The organism is Rossellomorea sp. GAMAL-10_SWC (assembly GCF_049568075.1).
Taxonomy (GTDB): Bacteria; Bacillota; Bacilli; order Bacillales; family Bacillaceae_G; genus Gottfriedia.
The window spans coordinates 4,938,306-4,959,363 of record NZ_CP144911.1; the positions used below are offsets into that span (position 1 = coordinate 4,938,306).

The following is a 21,058-nucleotide window of genomic DNA, read 5'->3' on the forward strand; positions in this document are numbered from 1 at the left end:
CAGTTTAATAAATGAATAATAACGTTTTTATTATAAATGAAGTTTCAAGTTTTTGTTTAATTTAGTATTTGGCAATTTAAAGAATATATTTATTTTTAAGGTCTATCAGCAACATAAAAAAGCAGACAGATGTCTGCTTTTTCATTGATATCTATGATTTAAACTTGCAGTAGGGGGAGTATGTTTTACTGAATAAAACTTATTTAAAGATTGATCTACATATACCCAGCCCTTCCAGCCTAAGTGAATTGTATCTTTTAAGAAAAACTCATCGTATTCATGTGAAGAAAAATCAGCTACTTGGAATCCAGCATCTTCAATTTGTTTTCTTACCTTTTTGTAATAAACTTCTCTACCTTCTTTTGGGAATCCAGCGTAATCATACCATGGTCCATTTACTGGAACGGAAATAAACAACGCTTGCGTATGCTCTTTTTTTAATAATGCTAATACCATTTGAAGGTCATCATATTCTGGCGATACACCATAGTTACTATTTCGTTTATAATTTTTTAAAACTGGAAGACGATTTTGAATGTGCTTTATATAGTATTTATTAATTATTCCGAAATGGTTAGAAGTTGACTCACGTTTGCCAATTTTATCAGCAACTTGTGCTACCCGACCCCAGGATAAATCTTCATATTTTGATTTTTTTAATCGGAAGTTATTATCAGGATCCATTATAACGGTCTCGAAAAGATCTTTCTTTTCAAGTATTTTAAAATAAGTGTAAGCTAACGGTTTTTCAGCCATAGCTTCAAACTTAATTTTTTTGCTATTTGAAATATAAGCATTTAATTGGGTTACTAATAAAGAGTCTTTTTTGATAATTGATAGCGTTAAAAGTCTCTTTGCAATTTGTCTCTTTACTGAATTATCAATTGTATTATTAAAAACGAATGAATAAGTTTGAAGCGCAGAGTAATTAGGTGAAAAATGAGTATCGTCAATGCCATGTGGAATAAACCACTGTGGAGATAAAACAAACACAATTTTTCTATTTTTTATTCCATCACCTAAAGATGCTAAGTCAAGAAAATGAACGATACTTTGTGATCCCCCTCGACCAATTAGATAGGGAGTAAATTCATTTTTTTCTCCCATAAAAAATCTAGAAGGATGGAAGGGGTCTCTTCTAGCTAGTTCTGAAGACCCGAAAATAGGTAGGAATTTTGGGTCTTTTATCATTTTATCTTGAAGCAGAGTCCCTTGAAATGTTTCAGGGTTTAAGGATGCTGCTGTATTATTTAATCGTTCTTTTGTAATAAATAGTTCGTAAAAAGAATTTGGAAGATACAAAGCTAGTAAAAAAATGAGAATAGCTGTTATCATCCCAAAAAATTGAACTTTTTTCATTTTCTAGCCTCTAAAATCGAAATGATTTTATTTGGTGTTGCCCACTCCTCGCGATCGAAGTCAGAAATCGTCACGTTGATACCGAGTTGTTCTTCAATTTCAACTAATAAGCTAACTGTACCAAATGAATCTAATAATCCTTCTTCAAAAATCAGAATATCTGGGTTTTCAATCACTTCATCTGTATTACATAAATCTGCTAAAATGTTTAAAACTTCTGCTCTTAAATTTTCCATTATACTAATTCTCCTTTAGTTAACTAGATGTCCTGAAAATATTAAAAATCCGAAACAAATAAAATGGAATGTAATTATAACCGCCAATACATGTGTTAGTTTAGTATTTTTCCAAATCTTTTTTTTCTTATTGAATTGTTCAAACCAATCAAAACTACACATCAATATGGCTTGGTATAAACCATAAAGTAGGTAATTAATTTGGATCCCATGCCATGCACCCATTAGTAAAAATAAGGTAGTATAACTGATGTAAGAAATATTTCTTCTATTTTTAATCATTTTTTTCTTAGTCAGTAAGAATACCATTCTCATATATACATAGTCGCGAAACCAAAATGATAAGCTCATATGCCAGCGATTCCAAAAGTCTTTTATATTCCGACTAATGAATGGCATATTAAAGTTTTCAGGTGTTTTAATACCAACTATATAACTAACGCCGATTGCAAATGCACTATAACCTGCAAAATCAAAAAATAAGTACAGACTATATGCATACATATACGTTAGATTTGAGACAAATGTATGCCCGAGTGTAAACTGTGTTTGAAGTATATGAACGTTAATTAAATAACCAATTATATATTTATAGAGAAAACCAATAAAAATTTTATGAACACCAATTTGAAAATACTCCCTGTATTCAATAGCCGTTAGCTTTTTTTGACAATCCTGTTGAAATCTCCTAAAACGATCAATTGGTCCAGAAGAGATTGTTGGAAAAAATAATAAAAACTTCAAGAAATCAACAATCTTTATTTCCTTTATACTGTTGTCACGTATTTCAATAATGACTTGTGTTGCTTTAAATGTTAAATAGGAAATTCCTAAAAAGCCTACAAGTGTAGTACTTTCAAAAACTGGTGAAACCTTTACAATCAATAAAGGTAAAATTGATAGAAAAACACTTAAGTAATAAACAGCTGAATGGTTTGAGTTCTTCCGATAAACACTATAACCTTTTATTAAAATAACTACCCAAATTATATAAGTAACTAAATAGAAGGTTTGTATTTTAGAAGAGGAAAAGACTAATAATAAAAACACAAAAGAAAGAAATGTTGTGTAGTTAGTTGATCTTTTTCCTAAAAACCCTAATATGACTGCTGGGATTAGCAGAACAAATAAAATACCGAAAAACGTAAAACTACTGTATGGAATCATTGGTAAGTTTGCTCCAATAATTTTTTTCGATCAACTTTACCGTTCGTTGTCATTGGTAAGCTTTGTAAATAACTAAATTTTCTTGGAATCATATAAGTCGGCATATACTTATTTAATTCTTGTTTTAAAAAACGTGTTAAATGATAGTCCTTTTCGAAATCGTGTTCTTTAACGACTACTAAGCAATGTAAATCTATACACTTACCATCTTTCATCTCTGGTAATATAACGGCAGAATGAACTAATGGTAATCTTCTAATGTTATTTTCAATGTCCTCAATTTCAATCCGATAACCGTGTAGCTTTACTTGGAAATCAATCCTACCTTTATAGAACAATAATCCGTTATCAAAGTAACCAGAATCACCAGTTTTATAGGCGCGCATGCCATTTATTTGATTGTAGGCTGCATCAGTTTTTAACTGATTATTAAGATACCCTTGACTAACGCTTGGACCAGCTATAATAATTTCTCCTGTTTCACCATCTGGAAGTGGGTTCCCCAATTCATCCATAATGTAAATGATTGTATCGTCTTTCGGCGTACCAATCGGTAATGGGGAGTATTGGTTTATGACTTCCTCAGTAATCTGGACGAATGTTACAGCAACTGTGGCTTCTGTTGGACCGTAAGTATTATAAATCTCTGCTTTAGGAAATCTAGATAAAATCTGTTTAGCACTATTATTCGATAGTACTTCACCACAGAAAAGAAAAGTCTTTAAGTTTGGTAGTAACAATTCTCTGAAATTTGGATTCATCATACACATCTCTATAAATGAAGGTGTAGAAATCCAAACCTCAATATCACTTGCCATTAAATAATCGAATAGTGCCTTTGGTCGCTCAATCAAAGATTTTTCAACAGAAATGAGTGTGCCACCGGATAATAACGATGGATATAAATCCATTACTGATAAATCAAAAGAGAAAGGAGCTTGGTTCAAAAAGCGTTGTCCATTGTGTATATTAAAATCCTTCAATATCCAATTGGTAAAACTACATAAGTTTTTTTCAGTAATTTGTACGCCCTTTGGATCTCCAGTACTGCCAGAAGTATAGATAATATAAAATGTTTCATCGTCTTTAACATTGAAATCAGTTAAAGGTTTGACTAGATTTGTAGAATCAATAATCTTCTGTAGTTCTCCAAAATTTATGATATTAATTGAATCAAACCCTAAAGTAATATCTTTTGGTGTAATTAATAAAGTAGCTCCAGAATTTGTAATCATATTTTTGAGCCTCTCAAACGGAATAGACTCATCAACAGGAATATAAGCACAACCTGCTTTTACACTTCCTAAGAAAATGGAAATCATTTCTGCCTGCATATGGCCATACACAATAATGGGCTTTTTTGTAAAATTATTTTTAATCATCCAGCTAGCAATCGCATCTGATTGTTGCTTTAAAGTTTTATATGTTAACGAATAATCACTATTTTGAAATGCGATAGTGTCTGGGGTGTTAATTGCCCAATAATCTATTTGTTCAATAATTGATTTCATCAGTTCACATCCTAAAAATCGTTATATATAAAGGTCCCTGTAAATGAATCTTTAAATCCATATAAGTAGAGTAGTGCAAGTAAAATTGATAAATAAAACGCAGTATAAAATAAAAATCTTAATGCCTTTGAACGGAAAATATGGATTTTACCCATTTGTTTTCACCTTTCTTAATTTTTAGCTAGACGTATTATAACACCGAAAAAAAGATGAAAAATTAACAAAACACCTTTTAAAATTACAGGCAGATAATAAATTATTAAAGGTTAAGTAAATTTTTTCTAATTAAAATCTAAAGATTAATGGACGAGATTGTTAATACAATTAGGATAAAGTAAATGAAATGAACTTTTGTTCTTAGTTCATTACTTATCATAACTTTAAGATAGTAGGTGATTGGATCTAAAAAAATGAACAGTAAAATAGTGGTAAGGTAAAAATAATGGGGAAAAGGGAATATAGGTAAGTCCTTGGCCCTGCTCTATGGGAGATCGGTAGATGATGAAAAAGATTTTTTTGTTCTTGATTCCTAGTTTCTTAACTGTTTTAATAATGTCTCCATTTTGTAGTTTTATCTGGAATAAAAACTCTTCGAAAGTGACAGTTTCGAATTACTCTACTATGAAAAAAGTTGATTTTACTAATGATCAAAATAAGAATACTGGAGAGATTGATCGCTACTTACAGCAAATTCATTTTAACGGAGTTGTTCTTGTTAGGAAGAATAAAGAAAATATCCTTAATAAGGGATACGGTTATCGAGATATACAAAATCAGTTACAGAACACATCAAATACGTACTTTCCAGTTGGCTCAATTTCTAAATTTTTTGTTTCAACGTTGTTAATGCAATTAAATGAGGAAGGTAAAATATCGTTTAACGATCCGATTTCAAAATATATACCGGAATTTCCAAATGGATCAAAATTAACATTATTTCATTTAATTTCACATACTTCAGGGATTAAGAGAGAAAAAGAGTTATTTAATCCAATTTCATCAACTGGTTTAATAAAGAAAATCGTTAAATCAAATGCTCACTACAAACCGTTAAACAAATGGGATTACAATGATACAAATTATATTTTACTTGCTTACGTTATAGAAAAAGTAACTGGAATTCCTTATGGAGAATATATAAAAACACATATTTTCGATAAAGCGAATATAACTGAAATTGGACAAGGTAATGATTTTTATAAAAAAGGGAATCATGCACTAGGTTATTTATTAATTCAATCTAAAAATAATCCGAAGCAATTACGTATTCCAAATTTTAGCTATTTATTAGGCTGTGGAGATATTTATTCAACGGTTTCAGGAATTCAAAAAATGGACGAGGCACTTATTTCGAATAAGCTTATTTTGGCTAAAAGTTTTACTCAATTTATTAAGCCGTATCAAAATCATTATGCATATGGAATTTATAATAAAGGAAAGTATTTATACAATCATGGGGTAGTTCCAGGAATTAATTGTGTGAATGTATTCGATCCAGTTTCGAAAACATATGTAATTGTGTTTTCTAATAGTCAAATAATGAAGCCAAATACATTTGCGATCGCAATGAACTTATTTAAACTAGTTAACAAAATTAGTTGAGAACAGTTTGTCGTTTGATTGTGAGATTCCAGACTCTTATAAAATATTTCATAAATTAAATAAAAGATACTCATACTATTTTTTGATAAAGAAAATAGGAGGAGTCTAGTGAAAAAGTTTCTATATTATTTCTTATTAATCATAATGACTAGCAGTATTAATTTGGGCTCTATTAAATTTGTTAATGCGGAAACGAAAGCCGGGTTTAATGAAAACTCATTAACGAGACATATTAAAATTATTGAACAAAAACTAAATGATGCCCCGATTAAGTATCCACAAATAAGTGGAGCATCTAATTCAACTGCACAACAAAAGGTCAATAGCATCTTAAAACAAGGTGTTGATTTAGCGAAAAATAATCGTTTAAAGCTATTAGAAGACGAGAAAGAAGCTAAGTCAAAATGGGATGCTAGCCAAGGGCCGTGGAGACCGTATGAATATGTTTTTACTTATAAAGTACTGTACAACAATCTTGATAAATTAAGTGTTATTTATAATGAGTATTCATATACAGGTGGGGCACACGGGATGACAATGGGTACTACATTTAATTTTGACGTGAAAACAGGTGATGTAGTTCCACTATCTAAGTTAATAAACGAAAATACAAAATCCGTACAAGAATATGCTTATCAGCAATTACAAAAGAAATATAAAGGATATGTATTAATAAAATCCCCTAACGAAATTGACTTAAGTGACAAAAACCGACTATGGGCATTTGACCATGCGGGAATTAAATTAATCTTTAAAGAATATGAAGTAGCCGCATATGCTGCTGGCATGCCAGAGGTCTTTATACCTGTACAGGTTTATCAATAATAAACTCGTTTTTCTTACATCAATAGAATAACGTGTTCAACTAGATTAAAAAAAGACTATTTTATAAAAATAAATGATTATTATAGCGTTTAAACTTTTTTAAATTAACAAGAAATAACTTTATTTAATTGGCATAATCCTTTTTCTTAGAGTGTTGAAATATAAAACGGTCTTTAGAAAAAAACATTATTGATGTGAAAATTCATTTAATCTGATTAATAAATTGTTATTTTACACTAAGTCAAAGTAAAGGATATTAAATTAGTTTTTTATCGTTAACTTTTTTTGATGAACAAGTTGATTGGAACGGAATGATGCTCTACTCCTATGGGATAAGCGGGAAGGCTGAGACCCCGCAGGCTTGCCGAGGAGGTGAAAGAATCTCGCCCCATGGAAAGCGAGCATCTTGTAGTGGAAATCAACATCACTAAACTCCCTTTACGAAACAAGAGAGTGATTGTTTTTCAACAACGTGAAAAAAGAACCTTCATTATATAAAAGGTTCTTTTCTTTATTTCTTTATATATTTATTTATTTATTTATTTGCTTATTTAATAAATTTGATTAATGAAATTAAACCTTTTCGTAAATAATGGTAGAGTCTGCATTAAAAACATTCATTTGTTATAACAATATAAGAATAAGTTGAACAACTAAATAAATATTGAATAATCTAAAATTGAGTATGTACGATTAATAAAGTGTGTGCTAAAGGTCGTTAAAAACTAAAAGCAAAGAAGTTTACTAAAACAACTTAATCTTCAATCTGTTCTTTTAATAATAAAGCATAAAGATCTTCAACACGTTCGGACATAAATCTTTGTGAGTCTTCAACTCCCTTATTGTAAAAAATAGGTCCAAGTTTTTGTGATATAAAGTCTACTAGTAACATCGAACTTAATTCACTTAATTCTTCGTCTCTTTCTTGTAAGAAATACGTTTGTAGTTGATTAATCGCAAATTTTTGTTGATCTGGTGAAAGCTTAGTTGTTTTAGACATTAAATTCCCCTCTTTTTTAGTTGTGATATTAGTTTTTTTATTTCCTATATATATAGTATCTCTATTTATTCTTTTTTTGCGATAATAAGTTACACGTAATAAAACTTTTTTGGTAAAATAGTGCACAGCTTGAAAATACTTTTTAATTGCTTTAAGATTAGAATGAGAATAAAATGAGAATGAACTTAAAATAGCCATTTTCTATTTTATAGAATTTTTATGTAATATTATGGAGGGTGTAAAATGGGAGCTTCTACATTAAAAATAAAAGACCTTCAAGTAGCAATTGAAGGAAAGCAAATTTTAAAAGGTGTAAACCTTGAAGTAAAAGGTGGAGAAATTCACGCAATCATGGGACCAAATGGTACAGGTAAATCAACTTTATCTTCTGCTATTATGGGTCATCCTAAATATGAGGTAATCGGTGGTAGCATCGAGCTTGATGGCAACGATGTTTTAGAAATGGAAGTTGATGAGCGCGCTCAAGCTGGTCTTTTCCTTGCTATGCAATACCCAAGTGAAATTAGCGGTGTAACAAACGCAGATTTCTTACGTTCTGCAATGAATGCACGTCGCGAAGAAGGCGATGAAATTTCATTAATGAAATTTATCCGTACTTTAGATAAAAACATGGAATTCTTAGAAATGGATCCAGAAATGGCTCAACGTTACTTAAATGAAGGTTTCTCAGGTGGAGAGAAAAAACGTAATGAGATTCTTCAAATGATGATGATCCAACCTAAAATTGCTATTCTTGACGAAATTGACTCAGGTTTAGATATCGATGCGTTAAAAGTAGTTTCTAAAGGTGTTAACGAAATGCGTGGAGAAGAGTTTGGTTGCTTAATCATCACTCACTACCAACGTTTATTAAACTACATTACTCCAGACTTCGTTCACGTTATGATGCAAGGTCGTATTGTAAAATCAGGTGGCCCTGAATTAGCTGCACGTTTAGAAGCTGAAGGATATGACTGGATTAAACAAGAGTTAGGTATCGAAGACGAGACTGTTGGGCAAGAAGCTTAATCGGATAGGAGGGATTCTCATGACAACTGGTACTACAATTCCATTTAGTCAAGAAACAGTTAAGCAGCTTTCTGCACTGCTAAATGAACCTGCATATTTCACAGAGTTCCGTTTAAATGCACTAGCAAAAGCTGAATCACTTTCTCTTCCAAAGCCAGATAAAACAAACATCTCTAGATGGGATTTCTTTGGAAAAGAATTTAATGTTACAGCTGGAAATGTTCCTACAAAAGATCAATTACCAGAGTCAGTAACATCTTTAATGAATGAAGACACTGATCAATCAGTTTATGTACAATATAATGGTTCTGCTGTATATCACTCTCTTTCTTCGGAAGCAAAAGAAAAAGGTGTAGTATTCGTAGATTTACACACAGCGATTAAAGATCACGAAGATCTTGTGAAAAAATATTTTATGACAGAGGCTGTAAAAGTCGATGAAAATAAATTAATCGCTTTACATGCAGCATTAGTAAATGGTGGAGCATTCTTATACATCCCTAAAAATGTTGTATTAGAAAAACCAATCCAATCTATTTTTGTTGTAGATGGTGAAAACGTACCTGCATATAACCACGTTTTAGTTGTTGCAGATGTAAACAGTGAAGTTACTTATGTTGAAAACTATGTTTCTACATCTGCTGATTTAGATGCGGCTGTTGTTAACGTTGTTACAGAAGTAATTACATTAGACAATGCAAAAGTTCGTTATGGTGCTGTTGATACTTTAGCTAAAGGTGTTACTGCTTATGTTGTTCGCCGTGGTCACGCTGGTCGCGATAGCAAAATCGAGTGGGCACTTGGCCTTATGAACGATGGAAACTCAGTTTTCGAAAATGTTACAAACCTAATTGGAGACGGTTCTTTCGGTGACTTGAAAATGGTTACTGTAGGCCGTGGTGAGCAAACTCAAAACTTTACAACAAGCATTATTCACTATGGTAAAGGATCTGAAGGTTGGATCTTAAAACATGGTGTATCAAAAGATGCTGCTACTTCAATCTTTAATGGTATTGGGAAAATTGAGCACGGCGCTTCTAAGTCTAATGCACAACAAACTTCACGTGTATTAATGCTTAGTGAAAAAGCTCGTGGAGATGCGAACCCAATTCTATTAATTGATGAAAATGATGTTATGGCAGGTCACGCTGCTTCTGTTGGTAAAGTAGATCCAACTCAACTGTACTACTTAATGAGTCGCGGTATTCCGAAGAAAGAAGCAGAGCGCTTAGTTATTCACGGATTCTTAGCACCTGTAGTTTCGGAATTACCAATTGAAGAAGTTAAAAAAATGCTTGTTGATGTTATCGAGAGGAAGGTTAAGTAATGGATGTTAAAGCAATCCGTGAAGCCTTTCCGATATTAAATCAAGAAGTAAATGGACATCCTTTAGTATATCTGGATAGTGCTGCAACTTCACAAAAACCTGTTCAAGTAATAGAAGCTGTTGCTAACTACTATAAAGAATATAATTCTAACGTTCATAGAGGTGTACACACTCTAGGAACAAAAGCTACTGATGCATACGAGGGAGCTCGTGATAAAGTTCGTAAATTTATTAATGCATCATCTATTGAAGAGATTATTTTTACTAGAGGTACAACTACTGCAATTAATACAGTTGCTGCTAGCTACGGAAGAACGAACTTAAAAGCTGGAGATGAAATTGTGATTTCTTATATGGAACATCACAGTAACATCATTCCTTGGCAACAGGTTGCTAAAGCTACTGGCGCAACATTGAAATATTTACCATTAGAAGAAGATGGTTCAATCAGCGTTGAGCAAGCAAAAGCCACAATTAACTCAAATACAAAAATAGTTGCGATTATGTACGTTTCAAATGTACTTGGTTCAATTAACCCTGTAAAAGAAATTGCAGCAATTGCTCATCAAAATGGAGCAATCATGCTTGTTGATGGTGCACAAAGTACTCCGCATATGAAGGTTGACGTTCAAGACTTAGATTGCGATTTTTACGCATTCTCTGGTCATAAAATGTGTGCTCCTACGGGTATTGGTGTACTTTATGGTAAAAAACATCTTCTTGAAAACATGGAACCTATTGAATTTGGTGGGGAAATGATTGATTTCGTTGACTTACAAGATTCTACTTGGAAAGAACTACCATGGAAATTTGAAGGTGGAACTCCTATCATTGCTGGTGCAGTAGGTTTAGGCGCTGCTATTGATTTCTTAACTGAAATCGGTATGGATAATATCGAAAAGCATGAACATGAGATTGCGAATTATGCACTTGATCAGTTATCTACTGTAAAAGGCGTAACAATCTATGGTCCGAAGCATCGTGCAGGTTTAGTAACGTTTAATGTGGAAGATGTGCATCCGCATGATGTTGCAACTGTATTAGATGTGGAAGGTATTGCTGTTCGAGCTGGCCATCATTGTGCTCAGCCATTAATGAGATGGTTAAAGGTATCTGCTACTGCTCGTGCAAGTTTCTATCTGTATAATACAAAAGAAGATGTAGATGCTTTTGTAAGAGGATTAGTTAAAACGAAGGAGTATTTCAGCGATGTCTATTAATCGAAACATTGATCTAGATGCATTATATCGTCGCGTGATAATGGACCATTATAAAAACCCTCGTAACAAAGGGGTAGGGGCAATATCAGAAAACGATGTAACAATAAACATGAATAACCCTACTTGTGGTGATCGCATTGAACTTCGTTTAAAGGTTGATGATGGAATTGTATCGGATGCTCGTTTTGACGGTGAAGGATGCTCAATTTCAATGGCGTCAGCTTCAATGATGACTCACGCAATTAAAGGTAAAAAAATAGAGGAAGCTCTACAGCTTGCTCAACTATTTTCAGATATGATGCTTGGAAAAGAATACGATGAATCAATCGATTTAGATGATATTGAAGCACTTCAAGGTGTTTCAAAGTTTCCAGCACGAATTAAATGTGCAACACTTGCATGGAAAGCGATGGAGAAGGGCTTAAAATCAGAGGAATAATCCTCTGAGCTTTAATCCTCCTCTTCTATAAGAAGGGAGTATGAATAATGTCTACTAATTTGCCAGATATTAGTGATTATAAATATGGTTTTCATGACCGTGACGTATCGATCTTCCGTTCAGAGCGTGGTTTAACGAGAGAAATCGTTGAAGAAATCTCACGTATGAAAAATGAACCACAATGGATGTTAGATTTCCGTTTAAAATCTTTACAATTATTCTATGATATGCCAATGCCTCAATGGGGTGGAGACTTAGCAGATTTACGCTTTGATGAAATTACTTACTATGTAAAGCCATCAGAGAAAACAGAAAAGTCTTGGGATGAAGTACCTGAAGAAATCAAAAATACTTTTGATAAATTAGGTATTCCTGAAGCAGAACAAAAGTATTTAGCTGGTGTATCTGCACAGTATGAGTCTGAGGTAGTTTACCACAGCATGAAACAAGACTTAACTGATCTTGGTATCTTATTTACTGATACAGACACAGCTTTACGTGAACATGAAGAAATTTTCAAAGAGCACTTTGGAAAAGTAATTCCACCAACAGATAACAAATTTGCTGCATTAAACTCAGCTGTTTGGTCTGGTGGATCATTCATCTACGTACCTAAAGGTGTTAAAGTTGATACGCCACTTCAAGCGTATTTCCGTATTAACTCTGAAAATATGGGTCAGTTTGAACGTACATTAATCATTGCTGACGAAGGTGCACATGTACATTACGTTGAAGGATGTACAGCTCCTGTGTATACAACAAACTCACTTCACTCTGCAGTAGTAGAAATCATCATTAAGAAGGATGCATACTGCCGATATACAACAATTCAGAACTGGGCGAATAACGTATTCAACCTAGTTACGAAACGTGCTGTTTGTGAAGCGAACGCAACAATGGAATGGATCGATGGAAACATTGGTTCAAAATTAACAATGAAATACCCAGCAGTTATCCTTAAAGGTGAAGGTGCTCGTGGCCTTACACTTTCTATTGCAATTGCTGGTAAAGGACAACACCAAGATGCTGGTGCTAAAATGATTCACTTAGCTCCAAATACTTCTTCTACAATTGTTTCGAAATCTATTTCTAAACATGGTGGTAAAGTAACATACCGTGGTATCGTACACTTCGGTCGTAAAGCAGCTGGATCACGTTCAAATATCGAGTGTGATACGTTAATTATGGATAATGCATCAACTTCTGATACAATTCCATACAACGAAATCTTAAACGACAATATTTCTCTTGAGCACGAAGCGAAAGTTTCGAAAGTATCTGAAGAGCAATTATTCTACTTAATGAGCCGTGGTATTTCTGAGCAAGAAGCTACAGAAATGATCGTAATGGGCTTCATTGAGCCATTTACAAAAGAATTACCAATGGAATACGCAGTTGAAATGAACCGTCTGATTAAATTCGAGATGGAAGGTTCAATTGGTTAATAAAGTTTTTAGTGGAGGCGAACTTTTGAAGTTCGCCTCTTTTTAATATAACTCAAATTTAAAACTCATTTTTATTATTATTACTTCAATATTTTAAATAGAAATGTCTTCTTAAAGATTAAAAGAGTAGGATTTAGTCTAACTTATTTTTATTTTTTACTAAATGGCATCTTGACAATATGGCAGAATTATCAGAATATATAATTATGAATACGTTTGCAGACAGTGAGGGAATATAGTTTATCTTTCAATTCAATTATTAAAAAGAAATTAAGAAATTTTTTTAATGTAATTTGCATACGTATTCAAATTTAGAAAGGTAAATAAAATTACTTGTATTCCAATTCTAAAAAACTATTAACGCGGGTGGAGGCTATTTATGGAACTAATCATTATTTTATTAGCCCTAGGTATGCTAATGTTTATTGCTTATCGAGGATTTTCAGTTATTTTGTTTGCTCCGATATGTGCACTTTTTGCTGTCTTTTTAACAGATCCAGGGCATGTATTGCCTTTCTTTTCTAACATATTTATGGAAAAAATGGTTGGTTTTATAAAAAACTATTTTCCAGTCTTTTTGCTAGGTGCTATTTTTGGAAAATTAGTTGAAATGTCTGGTCTTGCGGATTCTATTGCAAAGACGATTGTTAATTTAGTTGGTGCAAAACGCTCAATGTTGGCAATTGTACTCTTATGCGCCATTTTAACATATAGCGGCGTGAGTCTATTCGTTGTTGCGTTTGCAGCATATCCTTTTGCTGCAAAGTTGTTTCAAGAATCGAATATTCCAAAAAGACTAATTCCGGGAACGATTGCATTAGGTGCATTATCGTTTACAATGGATGCACTTCCTGGGTCACCACAAATTCAAAATGTTATTCCAACAACTTTTTTCAAAACAGATATTTATGCTGCGCCTATATTAGGGATTCTGGGTGCCTTATTTGTTCTTGGTTTTGGCATGCTTTACTTAGAATCACGCCGTATTAAAGCAAAAAAAGCTGGAGAGGGATATTTCGGCTATGGAAATGCGAAAGAAGAAATGGCAGCTGCTGCTGAAGCGACTCAATTATCTACTCAGCAAATAACAATTGATGAGCCTGCTAGTAAACTACGCCAAGTCATGGCATTTGTTCCTCTTACTCTAGTAGGAGTGATGAATAAATTTTTTACTGTAAATATTCCAAAATGGTATCCGGACGGATTTGATTTTTCAAAAATTGGTTTGGACGCTTTTGGGAAAGTTGAGATCGCTAATGTTGTGGGAATTTGGTCTGTTGAACTTGCGCTAATCATTGGAATCTTAGCAACACTGGCTTTTAATTTTAAAGCAGTGAATCTGGACTTTAAAACTGGAATTAATGCAAGTATTGGAGGTGCCCTGTTAGCTGCGATGAATACAGGTTCTGAATACGGCTTTGGTGGTGTTATTTCTTCATTACCTGGATTTGGTGTTGTCCGCGATGGTATTTCACATACATTTTCAAATCCACTTATGAACGGGGCGGTAACGACTAATATTCTGGCTGGAATTACAGGGTCTTCTTCAGGTGGTATGGGTATCGCTTTAAGTGCAATGGGAGAAAAGTATGTCCAAGCAGCGGTGGAACATGGTATTCCTCTTGAGGTTATGCATAGGGTTGTTGCAATGGCATCTGGTGGGATGGATTCCTTGCCACATAATGGTGCGGTTATTACCTTGCTTGCTGTTTGTGGTTTAACGCATAAACAATCTTATCGTGATATTTTTGCTGTAACGATTTTTAAAACATTAGCAGTTTTCTTTGTTATTGGAGTTTACCAACTTACTGGACTTATTTAATCGTTTCAAGCAGGCCTATTAGTGTCCTGCTTTTTTAGAAAAGAGGGGAAGTTATGGCATATTTTGCAGATCTTAATGGAAAAAATGTGTTAATCACCGGTGGAAGTAAAGGGCTCGGATTTGATATTGCAAAAGCCTTTGCCATTCATGGGGCACATGTAATTATTACAGGTAGGCAGGAAACGGTTCTGGAAGAGTCAGTTGCGAGACTAAAGGAGATTCAAAACAAATGCTCTTATATTGTTGCGGATATGCAAGATGTGAATAGTGTATTTGCAATGGTAGACGAGGCTGTTAAAAGAATGGGTGGGCTCGACATATTAATCAATAACGCAGGTGTCAATTTTCCAAAGCCAGCCCTTGAGGTGACAGAAGAAGATTGGGATCAAATTATTGATACGAATCTAAAAGGGTTATTTTTTTGTTCGCAACGAGCAGGAAAACATATGATTCCACAAAGAAGTGGAAAAGTGATCAATATTGTATCCCAAATGGCGTTTGTAGGTTATTTTAAACGAGCTGCTTATTGTTCAAGTAAAGGAGGAGCGGTTCAGTTAACTAAAGCACTTGCAGTTGAGTGGGCAGAACATCAGATTAAAGTGAATGCGGTTGCACCAACTTTTGTTGAAACGGAAATGACGAAAAAGATGTTTGACGACCACCATTTTTATGAAGATGTCTTAAGTAGAATTCCACTTGGACAACTCGCTCGTCCAGCTGATGTAACAGGAGCTGTATTATTTCTTGCGTCGGACATCGCAAATTTTATTACAGGAGAAACCATAAAAGTGGACGGTGGATGGACTGCAATTTAATTAGAGGAGGGTGAAGAACTTTATGAATATCAATGAGAAAATATCGATAATTGGTTCTGGAACGATGGGACATTCCGTTGCACTGTCAGCCGGACTTGCAGGACACCATGTAAAGGTATGGGGCAATAATTCCGAGGATATTGCACGTGGGAAGAAAGGATTATCTGAAAAGCTTCAAGTACTTGAACGTTATGAGGTGATTAGTGGAGAGGAATCTGACCAGATTTTTCAACGTGTTACATTTACTGACGCCCTTGAAGATTGTCTAATAGAAGCAACTTTCATTATTGAGGCGATCCCGGAAAACTTGTCGTTGAAACAAGAATGGTTTCACAAACTCGATCAACTTTGTAGTCCCAATACAATTCTTGCAAGTAATACTTCGGGATTAAGTCCATCAGAAATTGCTATAAATACAAAATACCCAGAGCGTACGGTTGTGACTCATTTTTGGAATCCAGGCCATCTCATCCCGCTTGTGGAAATCGTTAAAGGAAAATACACTTCGGATGATACAGTAAATAGGGCCTTAACTTTGTTGGAGTCTATGAATAAAAAACCAATAGTCGTTCAAAAAGAGATTCTTGGTTCGATTGGGAACCGTCTCCAATATGCTTTATTCCGCGAAGCACAATACATACTTGAACAAGGTGTAGCTACTATTGAAGATATTGATACAGCTGTACGTTATAGTATCGGGCGCCGTCTTCCTGTAACAGGTCCATTTATGAGTGCTGATATGGGAGGCTTGGATGTATTTGACGATATTTCAAGCTATCTATTTAAAGATTTATCAGTAGAACCAGCTTCTCTATCGGTTATGAGAAGTTTGGTTGATGAAGGAAAATACGGTCAAAAAAATGGCGGTGGGTTTTACCAATGGTCGGCTGAATTCTCTAAAGATATGAATGAAGCACGTGAAAAAGAATTGATTAGATGGCTAAAGCAGGACAATCTAGACCATAAGAAAGATCCTGTGATATAATCAAAAAAAAATCTGCATGGAGGAAAATTTTCGTGCAAAAAAATATTACCGCTTCAGATGTGGCTAAATCTCTAGGTATGTCGCAGTCAACTGTGTCTCGAGTATTTACACCGGGAGCAAGCGTATCTGAAGAAACAAGGAAAAAGGTGCTCCAAGCTGCAAGTGAATTGGGCTATCGACCGAATGCTTTAGCAAGGAGTTTAATCACAAGAAAAAGCAATATAATTGGGATTGTAATGGGCGATATAAGAAACCCGTTTTATCCTGATGTTCTTAGTAAGTTTTCAAAAGAATTAAGTAAAAAAGGCTATCATGTTTTATTTGTAAATGCTGAGAATGAAAAGTTAAGCAGTGATGAGGTCAATCGGTTTTTAGAATACAATGTGGATGGTGCTATTGTCACAGATGCGAGTTTACCTTCAGCTGTTGCATCATATTTAAAAGAAAATCAGATTCCAATTGTAATGTTCAACCGTTATAATCAGGATTCTTTATTTCATGCGGTTTCTTGTGATAATGTGGACGGTGGTTACCAGATTGGTAGATACTTGATTGAAAAAGGACACCGTAAGTTTGCATTTATTTCGGGGACACAAAATACGTCCACGAGTAAGGACCGAGAAAAAGGCTTTCGTAATGCCTTGGTGGAAAGTGGCTATAATCTTATTACGGATGATGGAGATTACACTTATGAAGGAGCAAACGGAGCTGCATTACGACTTCTAGGTAGTAATCATCCCCCAGACGCGATTTTTTGTGCAAATGATATTATGGCACTTGGGGTAATTGATGCTGCAAAGAAATTAGGCGTGCGCATTCCAGAAGATGTTTCAATTGTTGGGTTTGATGATATTAGTCTAGCAGAATGGACAGCTTATTCTCTAACTACATGGAAGCAACCTGTAAATGAAATGATTGAAGCAACGATTAATCTTTTGCTAAATGATATCGATCAGAAGGAATCCAATAGTAAGCCACAGAATAAATCCATTCAAGGTATGTTAGTCGAAAGAAGTACGGTTTGTGATCGTACAAAATAATAAAACGAAAAATGACGGGGCTATCATGAGTGGCACCCGTTTATTTTTTCTTACGCAATATCATTCTTTAACAAGTATTTTAATTTTTTTGAATTTTTATTTTGAAAGCGCTTGACAATAGAGTTTAAGAATTTTAACATTAAAGAGTAATGAATACCTATGCAAAACTTTCATTCTTAAATACTCATATATTTTTTTATTTATATTTGCATACGTATTCAAAATAAGAATACGGGGAGGCGCCATCATGGCAAAAATTTTAAAAAGCGGTAAAAGTAAAGCAGAAATTGCACAAGCAGAAGCACAAGTACGTGAAACTGTGCAAAAGATTCTCGAAGATGTTGAAAAACGTGGAGATGAGGCAGTACGTGAACTTTCCGCAAAATTTGATAAATGGTCTCCAGAAAGTTTCCGCTTAACACAAGAGCAAATTGATGAAATCATCGCAAGTGTTCCTGAGCGTGATATTGAAGATATTAAATTTGCACAAGCAAATATTCGCCGATTTGCGGTAGCACAAAAATCAACATTATTAGACCTTGAAGTAGAAACATTGCCAGGGGTTATTTTAGGTCATAAAAATATTCCGGTTAATAGTGTAGGTTGCTATATTCCTGGAGGACTTTATCCAATGCTTGCATCAGCACATATGAGCGTATTAACTGCAAAGGTTGCAGGTGTTAAACGAGTAATCGCATGTACCCCTCCAATCAATGGAGAGATTCCTGCACATACAATTACAGCAATGGCATTAGCTGGAGCAGATGAAATTTACTTACTCGGTGGCGTTCAAGCAATGGCTGCTATGGCGATTGGAACAGAGTCGATTGCACCGGTTGATATGTTAGTAGGACCAGGAAATGCATTTGTTGCCGAAGCAAAACGACAATTATTTGGTCGAGTAGGAATTGACCTTTTAGCAGGGCCAACAGAAACACTTGTTATTGCCGATAAAACGGCTGATGCAGAAATGATTGCAACAGACCTTTTAGGACAAGCAGAGCACGGACCTACTTCACCTTGTGCTTTAATTACTACTTCTGAAAAACTAGCACAAGAAACTTTAGTAGAAATAGAGCGTCAATTAAAATTACTTCCTACTGGTGAAATTGCACGTATTGCATGGGAGGATAATGGAATTATTATTTTAGTTGATAGTTTAGAAGAAGCAGTTGTTGAAGGAGATAAACTAGCTTACGAGCATGTTGAAATTCTAACCGAAGATCCTGAATACTTCCGTCAAAATCTAACTAACTTTGGTGCTTTATTCCTTGGAAAAGAAACAAATGTTGCATACGGTGATAAAGTAATAGGTACAAACCATACACTTCCAACAAAGGGCGCAGCACGTTACACTGGAGGACTATGGGTTGGTAAGTTTATTAAAACTTGTACATACCAAAAAGTTGCACCTGAAGCAACTGCCATGATTGGTGAATATTGCTCACGTCTATGTAATCTTGAAAACTTTGCTGGCCACGCAGAACAAGCTAACTTGCGCGTTCGTCGCTACAGCAAAGTCGCGGTAAAACAATGAGTTAATGAGCGTTACAAAAAACCATTCCTCAGTAATAGTGAGGAATGGTTTTTATGTGAATCTTTAGTAAAACTCCTTCTACTTTACACCCACTTAATTGTTCAGAAAAATAAAGGTTTTTATAAAATAAGATAGTTCTATTTGTGGTAAAATTTAACTTGAAAGGTAAGAGATGTATGAGGAATTTATATATAAGTGGGAGGGTTTTTATGAATTTTAACCTTAAAGAAGCGATTGAAGTTTTAGAAAGAACACCCAAATCATTAGAGTTCCTTCTATCGGGTTTATCAGAATCTTGGTTACAGTGCAATGAAGGGGAAGGAACTTGGAATGCCTCTGAAGTAATCGACCATCTAATTGAGTGTGAAAAAACAAATTGGATTCCAAGGTTGAACTGCATTCTTAACAAAGAAGGAAGTAACCATTTTCCGCCATTCGATCGTTTTTCGCATTTAAATGAAAAACATGAAAAATCAATAGAAGAAAGATTACTTGAATTCAAGAATTTAAGAATGGAAAATATTAATAAACTACAATTATTAGTGGACCCTAATAACCATCTGGAATTAGAAGGGATTCATCCTGACTTTGGCTCCGTTAAATTAAGAGAATTATTATCCACTTTCGTCGTACATGATCTAACCCATATAACTCAAATTACAAGAGTGATGGCAAAAAGATACAAAACTGACGTAGGTCCTTGGATAGCAAATTTAAGTATATTAAAATAATAGCAAGTGTTTATAAAAAGGTATTATTTATACTCGGGGAATTCCGAGTTTTTTTATGTTATGTTAAACTGTTAGTTAAATTAAAGAGAAAATATATTTTTAGTGTATGTAAAAAGGAGAGAAATATAGGTTGGATATCATTCTACAAATTCTTATACTCATCAGTATTGGACTTGCTGCAGGAACAGTCGGATCATTGATTGGTTTAGGCGGAGGAATTATTATTGTTCCAATGCTGCTTAATATTGATCACTTTTTATCCGCATTTTCGACTGTACCTATTCATGTTGCAGTGGGAACTTCACTGATTACAATTGTGTTTTCATCTCTTTCATCCACCCTTTCATATCATAAGCAAAAACGAATCGATTATAAGAGTGGTATTTTATTTTTAATAGGTAGTGTTCCTGGTAGCTTACTAGGTACATACATCAATTCGCTTTTAAATACAGAGCGCTTTACTTTATTTTTTGGTATATTTTTAATCTGTATATCAGTCTTTCTATTTGTTTCTTCAAAATTAAATAGAAAATCAAAGGAAGTACATAAAGGGATTATACGAACATATACAAATGATGAAGGCGAGGCATATACATATAGCTATAGTCTTCCATTGGCGATTTCTTTGTCTATTTGTATCGGGATTATCTCAGGATTATTTGGAATTGGTGGAGGAATATTGTTAGTACCAATGATGGCGTTTTTATTTGGTTTTCCACCTCAGTTAGCTGTTGCGACTTCAATGTTTGTCGTTATGTTTACGACTCTTGGAAGCTCAATTTCATACATAACATTAGGAGAAGTAAATTTCTATTACATTCTTCTACTTATTCCTGGTGCATGGTTTGGTGGGAAAATTGGAGCATATATTAATCAAAAATTAAAAACTGAAACAATCGCATTAATTTTAAGGTTAGTTGTGTTATTTTATGGCATAAAATTAATTATAGAAAATCTTTAAAAAAGGA

At 34.0% G+C, this 21,058-nt stretch carries 20 protein-coding genes; 14 read left to right on the plus strand and 6 right to left on the minus strand.

The window, feature by feature from the left end; all coding sequences use genetic code 11:
- Positions 1-141 precede the first annotated feature (141 nt).
- Genes dltD through dltX form a run of 5 tightly spaced genes read right to left on the minus strand, consistent with a single transcriptional unit; the run spans position 142 to position 4,428 of the window.
- A complete protein-coding gene (gene dltD / locus V5E38_RS23820; RefSeq protein WP_499211686.1) occupies positions 142-1,359 on the minus strand; it encodes a D-alanyl-lipoteichoic acid biosynthesis protein DltD in 1,218 nt (405 codons plus the stop codon).
- Positions 1,356-1,595 carry a D-alanine--poly(phosphoribitol) ligase subunit DltC gene (gene dltC / locus V5E38_RS23825; protein WP_499211687.1) on the minus strand — a complete coding sequence of 80 codons (240 nt, stop codon included), beginning with the start codon at positions 1,593-1,595 and terminating at the stop codon, positions 1,356-1,358. Before dltC ends, dltD begins: the two co-directional genes overlap by 4 nt.
- A 15-nt stretch (positions 1,596-1,610) precedes the next feature.
- The gene (dltB, locus tag V5E38_RS23830) at positions 1,611-2,762 is read right to left on the minus strand and encodes a D-alanyl-lipoteichoic acid biosynthesis protein DltB (protein ID WP_499211688.1); all 1,152 of its coding nucleotides are present in this window, start codon (positions 2,760-2,762) and stop codon (positions 1,611-1,613) included.
- On the minus strand, positions 2,759-4,273 hold the full coding sequence (gene dltA / locus V5E38_RS23835; protein WP_499211689.1) for a D-alanine--poly(phosphoribitol) ligase: 1,515 nt from the start codon (positions 4,271-4,273) through the stop codon (positions 2,759-2,761). Before dltA ends, dltB begins: the two co-directional genes overlap by 4 nt.
- Positions 4,274-4,284: 11 nt before the next feature.
- The gene (gene dltX / locus V5E38_RS23840) at positions 4,285-4,428 is read right to left on the minus strand and encodes a teichoic acid D-Ala incorporation-associated protein DltX (protein WP_097976317.1); all 144 of its coding nucleotides are present in this window, start codon (positions 4,426-4,428) and stop codon (positions 4,285-4,287) included.
- 343 nt (positions 4,429-4,771) lie between these two features.
- Here dltX and V5E38_RS23845 point away from each other — a divergent pair, with 343 nt between their 5' ends.
- Entirely contained in the window at positions 4,772-5,875 is a 1,104-nt protein-coding gene (locus V5E38_RS23845) for a serine hydrolase domain-containing protein (RefSeq protein WP_499211690.1), read from the plus strand.
- Between the two features lie 108 nt (positions 5,876-5,983).
- Positions 5,984-6,700, plus strand: coding sequence for a DUF3298 and DUF4163 domain-containing protein (locus tag V5E38_RS23850; protein WP_499211691.1), 717 nt, complete (start codon positions 5,984-5,986; stop codon positions 6,698-6,700).
- 754 nt (positions 6,701-7,454) lie between these two features.
- On the opposite strand, the gene V5E38_RS23855 is transcribed toward V5E38_RS23850, so the two are convergent.
- On the minus strand, positions 7,455-7,700 hold the full coding sequence (locus V5E38_RS23855; protein WP_387327941.1) for a DUF2164 domain-containing protein: 246 nt from the start codon (positions 7,698-7,700) through the stop codon (positions 7,455-7,457).
- 243 nt (positions 7,701-7,943) lie between these two features.
- Between V5E38_RS23855 and sufC the strand changes: the two genes are divergently transcribed.
- From sufC to V5E38_RS23915, 12 genes are all read left to right on the plus strand, one after another.
- Positions 7,944-8,729, plus strand: coding sequence for a Fe-S cluster assembly ATPase SufC (sufC, locus tag V5E38_RS23860; RefSeq protein ID WP_056468759.1), 786 nt, complete (start codon positions 7,944-7,946; stop codon positions 8,727-8,729).
- 19 nt (positions 8,730-8,748) lie between these two features.
- Positions 8,749-10,056: a SufB/SufD family protein gene (sufD, locus tag V5E38_RS23865; protein WP_499211692.1), complete on the plus strand. Its 1,308-nt coding sequence runs from the start codon at positions 8,749-8,751 to the stop codon at positions 10,054-10,056.
- Positions 10,056-11,276: a cysteine desulfurase gene (locus V5E38_RS23870; protein WP_499211693.1), complete on the plus strand. Its 1,221-nt coding sequence runs from the start codon at positions 10,056-10,058 to the stop codon at positions 11,274-11,276. The genes sufD and V5E38_RS23870 overlap by 1 nt, the downstream gene beginning before the upstream one ends.
- The gene (gene sufU / locus V5E38_RS23875) at positions 11,266-11,715 is read left to right on the plus strand and encodes an iron-sulfur cluster assembly scaffold protein (protein WP_499211694.1); all 450 of its coding nucleotides are present in this window, start codon (positions 11,266-11,268) and stop codon (positions 11,713-11,715) included. Before V5E38_RS23870 ends, sufU begins: the two co-directional genes overlap by 11 nt.
- A gap of 47 nt (positions 11,716-11,762) precedes the next feature.
- Positions 11,763-13,160 carry a Fe-S cluster assembly protein SufB gene (gene sufB, locus V5E38_RS23880; RefSeq protein WP_097976327.1) on the plus strand — a complete coding sequence of 466 codons (1,398 nt, stop codon included), beginning with the start codon at positions 11,763-11,765 and terminating at the stop codon, positions 13,158-13,160.
- 379 nt (positions 13,161-13,539) lie between these two features.
- The gene (locus tag V5E38_RS23885; RefSeq protein ID WP_499211695.1) at positions 13,540-14,982 is read left to right on the plus strand and encodes a GntP family permease; all 1,443 of its coding nucleotides are present in this window, start codon (positions 13,540-13,542) and stop codon (positions 14,980-14,982) included.
- Between the two features lie 53 nt (positions 14,983-15,035).
- Positions 15,036-15,797 (plus strand): SDR family NAD(P)-dependent oxidoreductase, encoded by a 762-nt coding sequence (locus V5E38_RS23890; protein ID WP_499211696.1) that lies wholly within the window; start codon positions 15,036-15,038, stop codon positions 15,795-15,797.
- 22 nt (positions 15,798-15,819) lie between these two features.
- A complete protein-coding gene (locus V5E38_RS23895) occupies positions 15,820-16,782 on the plus strand; it encodes a 3-hydroxyacyl-CoA dehydrogenase family protein (protein WP_499211697.1) in 963 nt (320 codons plus the stop codon).
- 32 nt (positions 16,783-16,814) lie between these two features.
- Complete coding sequence (locus V5E38_RS23900; RefSeq protein ID WP_499211698.1) at positions 16,815-17,822, plus strand: LacI family DNA-binding transcriptional regulator; 1,008 nt, start codon at positions 16,815-16,817, stop codon at positions 17,820-17,822.
- A gap of 247 nt (positions 17,823-18,069) precedes the next feature.
- The gene (gene hisD, locus V5E38_RS23905) at positions 18,070-19,359 is read left to right on the plus strand and encodes a histidinol dehydrogenase family protein (RefSeq protein WP_499211699.1); all 1,290 of its coding nucleotides are present in this window, start codon (positions 18,070-18,072) and stop codon (positions 19,357-19,359) included.
- Between the two features lie 209 nt (positions 19,360-19,568).
- Positions 19,569-20,090, plus strand: a complete 522-nt coding sequence (locus tag V5E38_RS23910; RefSeq protein WP_499211700.1) for a DinB family protein — start codon at positions 19,569-19,571, stop codon at positions 20,088-20,090.
- 139 nt (positions 20,091-20,229) lie between these two features.
- The gene (locus V5E38_RS23915; protein ID WP_499213637.1) at positions 20,230-21,051 is read left to right on the plus strand and encodes a sulfite exporter TauE/SafE family protein; all 822 of its coding nucleotides are present in this window, start codon (positions 20,230-20,232) and stop codon (positions 21,049-21,051) included.
- Positions 21,052-21,058: the final 7 nt, after the last annotated feature.